The organism is Caldisphaera sp., from assembly GCF_046536515.1.
Lineage (GTDB): Archaea > Thermoproteota > Thermoprotei_A > Sulfolobales > Acidilobaceae > Caldisphaera.
This window is the reverse complement of sequence record NZ_JAWDMQ010000081.1, coordinates 1-4,327: the sequence shown is the minus strand read 5'-3', so window position 1 is coordinate 4,327 and position 4,327 is coordinate 1. Positions and strand designations below refer to the sequence as shown.

The following is a 4,327-nucleotide window of genomic DNA, read 5'->3' as shown; positions in this document are numbered from 1 at the left end:
TTAACAACAAAGCCTAGTTTATTATATTCATCAAGTAATTATTATATATATCAGCTAAACTATAACTTTACTTGGTCTAAAAATAAACCTCCAACTGATGTTATTTTTTATATTAAATCCAGTACCCCAATGGAATCAATTCAAATACTTTGGATTAAACCAGATGGAACTAATATAACATTAAGTACAACTTCACAACCATCAAGCTATACTGATTTAATTTCTCTATCTAGCTCAATAAAATCATATATAAGCGAACAAATCGGTTATGTACCTCCTACAGTAACTCCTCAATTATTATCACAATCATTATTTGGATATGAAGGTAAAGGGCTCCTAAACGGTACAATCGAAAAAGGTTTATATAAGGTACAAGTAACTATCGTTACATCTCCTAATACAAAAATATTAATTAACAAGTTATATTTGGAAGGCAATGCATATGGTTTATTTGGAACAGACATTTATGGTAGGCCTATTGATTTAGGAGTTTTACTTGGATTGCCCAATGCATTGGAAATTGGATTATTGACTTCAATTATCTCAGTTATAGGAGGAGTTATTATAGGGGGTATATCGGGGTTTTTGGGAGGTAAGACCGATTCAGCAATGAATTGGGTTACATTAGTTATCTTAGTGTTACCAGCTTTACCTTTCTTAGTGGTTTTATCATATGTAATGAGACCCAATTTGTTTTTGGAAGCCCTCTTAATTGCTTTTCTATCATGGCCATTTTACGCAATAATAGCAAGAAGCTCTGCACAATCAATAAAGAATATGACATTTGTTGAAGCAGATAAGGTATTGGGAATTCCATCTTATAGAACATTCTTTACACATTTTATGCCTAGGTTAACTCCATTTGCAATAGCATATACTGCCTTAGGGGTTCCTGGGGCTATAATATTAGTAGAAACACTATCTTTTTTGGGTTTGACTCCAGCAGGTTTAGTAACGTGGGGGTCAATATTAGATAGCGCAGAATCAAATTTCGCAGCGGTTAATGGCTGGTGGTGGTGGATTCTTTTCCCAGGATTAATGATAATTTTAGTTTCAATACCTTTTGTAATGATAGGCTTTTCCATAGAAAAGGCAGTTTTTGGAGGTAAGTAAAATGCCCTTATTGTCTGTTAGAGATTTTTCAATACACTTTTATACGCCTAAAGGCGTTAGGAAAGCTGTCGATAGGGTTAATTTAGACTTAAGTAAAAAAGAAGTTATAGGAATAGCAGGCGAAAGTGGTTCAGGAAAGAGCACATTGGCAATGGGAATTATGCGTTTAATAACTCCCCCTGGAAAAATTGTTGGAGGTAAAATATTGTTTAACAATGAAGATATATTATCATATAATGAAGGAAAATTCAATAAAGAAATTAGGTGGAAAAAAATTTCTATGATATTTCAAGGATCTATGAACGGCTTTACTCCAGTTTTTAAGATAGGTCAACAGATTGAAGAGGTATTAGAAATACACGAATATAAAGGAAATTTTAAAGAAAGAGTTAATGAACTTTTAAAAATGGTTGAGCTAGATCCTTCGGTATCTGATAAGTATCCTCATGAACTTTCAGGTGGAATGAGGCAAAGGGCATTCATTGCTATGGCACTGGCATTAAACCCTGAAATACTTATTTGTGATGAACCTACAACTGCGCTAGATGTAATAACACAAGCAAAGATAATAAATTTATTAAAAACATTAAAGAAAGATCTTGGTTTATCAATAATTTTTATAACACATGATTTAGCACTACTTTCAGAGATTTCAGATAGGCTATACATAATGTATGCGGGGGGTATAATGGAAAGCGGCTATTCATTAGATTTATATAAAAATCCAAAGCATCCATATACTCAACTATTAATGGATTCTATAGCAGATATTAATAAGGACTATATAAAAGGAATTCCGGGGTTTATGCCTGATTTGGCTAATTTACCTAAAGGTTGCAGGTTTAGTGATAGGTGTCCATATGCTATGGAAATATGTAAACAGAAAGAACCAGAATTGAAAAGAATCGAAGGTGATAGGTATGTCTCATGCTGGTTATATTGACTCTAACGTGTTAATAAAAACAGAAGGACTAAAAGTATATTTTGTAAAAGGGGGTTTTCTATCGGAGAAGCAAATAACTAAAGCTGTTGACGGAGTTGATATGAAAATTAATAAAGGAGAAGTAATGGCATTAGTCGGAGAAAGCGGTTCCGGTAAAACAACCCTTGGTAGGACCATGATAGGTTTGCAAAAGCCTACAGATGGTAAAATTATATATAATAGAGATAATAACCCAATTATTATAACACCTAAAACCAAAATTATTAAGCATATAAGGAAGGAGCTGCAAATGGTATATCAGGATCCATATTCTTCCATTGATCCTTACATGAAAGTATACGATGCTTTAAGTATGCCATTAAAATACGCTAAAATTAAAAATAAAGAATCTATTAATAAAAAAATTGAAGAAGTATTGAACATGGTGGGTTTGCCTCTAGATCTAATAAATAATTATGTTTTTCAACTTTCTGGAGGGCAAAGACAAAGACTTAGCATTGCTAGGGCATTGTCTTTAGATCCAAGATTTTTAGTAGCTGATGAACCGGTAACCATGCTCGACGCTTCTTTAAAAGGTGAAATAGTTGATCTTCTAAAAAAGATCAATAAAAAAACAGGTATAACAATTTTGTTTATAACTCACGAATTGCCAATAGCAAAGATTATTGCAAATAGAATTTCGGTTATGTATAAAGGCAAAATAGTAGAGAGCGGTAGGGCTCAAACTGTTTTAACGGATCCTTTACATCCGTATACTCAGGTCTTATTAGAGGCTTATCCAAAAATTAACCCAGAAAGCAAAGATACTATAAAAACAATTAAAGTAAAAGAAAGCAATATAAGTGCATCTAAAATTAAAGGATGTCCATTTTATGATAGGTGTCCTTTTGCTACCCAAAAATGTCTAGAGAAAATGCCTGATATTAAATCTATGAGCTCAGATCATGAAGTGGCTTGCTGGCTATATTAGTGAAGTCATATGAAAGTCTATTTTATAGAGATAATAATTGGCATAATACTTTTGCTTTTTTCTTTCTTGTTGACATATATTGGTATGATTTATGATAATTTATGGGTATTAGTAATAGCTCTATCTATGAGCTTAGCGGGGGCTATGATTGGGATAAGAGGGTTATTACATTTTTTATCTAAAGTATTAAAATAAAGTTAAAGTATAGAGTTATGAGAAAAATATTTTAATTTGTTGCTTGCCAATATAATGGGGAACTATTTTGAAAATAGCAGTTGTTGGCAGTAGAGGATTTGGAAGGGTTCATTTATATGCACTAAATAAGCTAAAGGATGAAGGTTATGATCTAAAGATATATGTATTTAGCTCTGATAAAAATGATGCTGAGAACTTAGCAAAGGAATTCAGAGCTTCCGGCATATTTACTTCTTATGATGAGGTATTAAATTCAGATGTAGATGTAGTTGATTTAATAGTTAGTCATGATGCTCATTTGGACATGAGTGTTAAGGCTATGGAGAAGAAAAAGCATGTCTTACTTGAAAAACCTATAGCAAGAACAGTAGAAGAAGCTAACAAAATAATAGAAAAAGCAAAATTAAGTAAAGTTAAGTTTATGGTAGCTGAAAATTATTATTTTGATAAATCTATAAGAAAAGCTGTTGAAATGATAAAAGAATTAGGTAAATTATATACAATTATTGTAAGGTATACCACATTTAATCAACCTAGAACTTGGAGGAAAATTAAAGCTTCTATGGGAGGAGGTTCATTGATTGACGGTGGGATACATTTAGTTGATACTTTACTTAATTTAGGTGGAAATTACGAAAAAATATGTTCATCAAACTACAAATCAATTGTAGATATGGAAGGAGAGGACACTAGCTTTTCATTAATTAAGTTTAAAAATGGAGCTAATGGTTTACTTATGTTTAGTTGGGGCATGAATAATTCTCCTATGGTTCCAGCTTTTGAGATATATGGAGAAAAAGGTACTATATATGAAGATCCTTATACTAGGAAGGTAGAAATCTCAGGAAAAACAAGGTATGTTAGAAGATATGGAGATTTAATATATAATAATAGCAGAATTGAATTGCCTGATAGCGATTCAATTAAAGATGAACTTAAAGGTTTTATTGATTCTATTTTAGAAGAAAAAAATGTTCCAATGCCTCCTGAAATAGCTTTGAGAGATTTAAGGGCAGTATTGGATATATATGATTCTAATTGCTTATGAAAAGTTAATTTAATATAAATAGATAATATAATTTACTTTTACAACTGAAAGCCTCGCC

Annotated in this window: 5 protein-coding genes; all 5 read left to right on the top strand. The window is 31.7% G+C overall.

Going from position 1 to position 4,327, the window contains the following annotated elements:
- A partial coding sequence (locus tag RXO53_RS07830) for an ABC transporter permease (RefSeq protein ID WP_410713666.1) occupies positions 1–1,113 on the top strand: 1,113 nt, incomplete at its 5' end.
- 1 nt (position 1,114) lies between these two features.
- Positions 1,115–2,056 (top strand): ABC transporter ATP-binding protein, encoded by a 942-nt coding sequence (locus RXO53_RS07825; protein WP_410713665.1) that lies wholly within the window; start codon positions 1,115–1,117, stop codon positions 2,054–2,056.
- A complete protein-coding gene (locus RXO53_RS07820) occupies positions 2,034–3,026 on the top strand; it encodes an ABC transporter ATP-binding protein (RefSeq protein WP_410713664.1) in 993 nt (330 codons plus the stop codon). The genes RXO53_RS07825 and RXO53_RS07820 overlap by 23 nt, the downstream gene beginning before the upstream one ends.
- A 9-nt stretch (positions 3,027–3,035) precedes the next feature.
- Positions 3,036–3,221, top strand: a complete 186-nt coding sequence (locus RXO53_RS07815; protein WP_410713663.1) for a hypothetical protein — start codon at positions 3,036–3,038, stop codon at positions 3,219–3,221.
- Positions 3,222–3,288: 67 nt separating this feature from the next.
- Positions 3,289–4,269 (top strand): Gfo/Idh/MocA family protein, encoded by a 981-nt coding sequence (locus RXO53_RS07810; RefSeq protein WP_410713662.1) that lies wholly within the window; start codon positions 3,289–3,291, stop codon positions 4,267–4,269.
- The last annotated feature ends 58 nt before the right edge of the window (positions 4,270–4,327 follow it).

What these genes read in the sequence shown, in the direction of transcription:
- RXO53_RS07820 (WP_410713664.1), top strand. Translation starts at nt 2,034, where the DNA reads ATGTCTCATGCTGGTTATATTGACTCTAACGTGTTAATAAAAACAGAA.
- RXO53_RS07815 (WP_410713663.1), top strand. Translation starts at nt 3,036, where the DNA reads ATGAAAGTCTATTTTATAGAGATAATAATTGGCATAATACTTTTGCTT.
- RXO53_RS07825 (WP_410713665.1), top strand. Translation starts at nt 1,115, where the DNA reads ATGCCCTTATTGTCTGTTAGAGATTTTTCAATACACTTTTATACGCCT.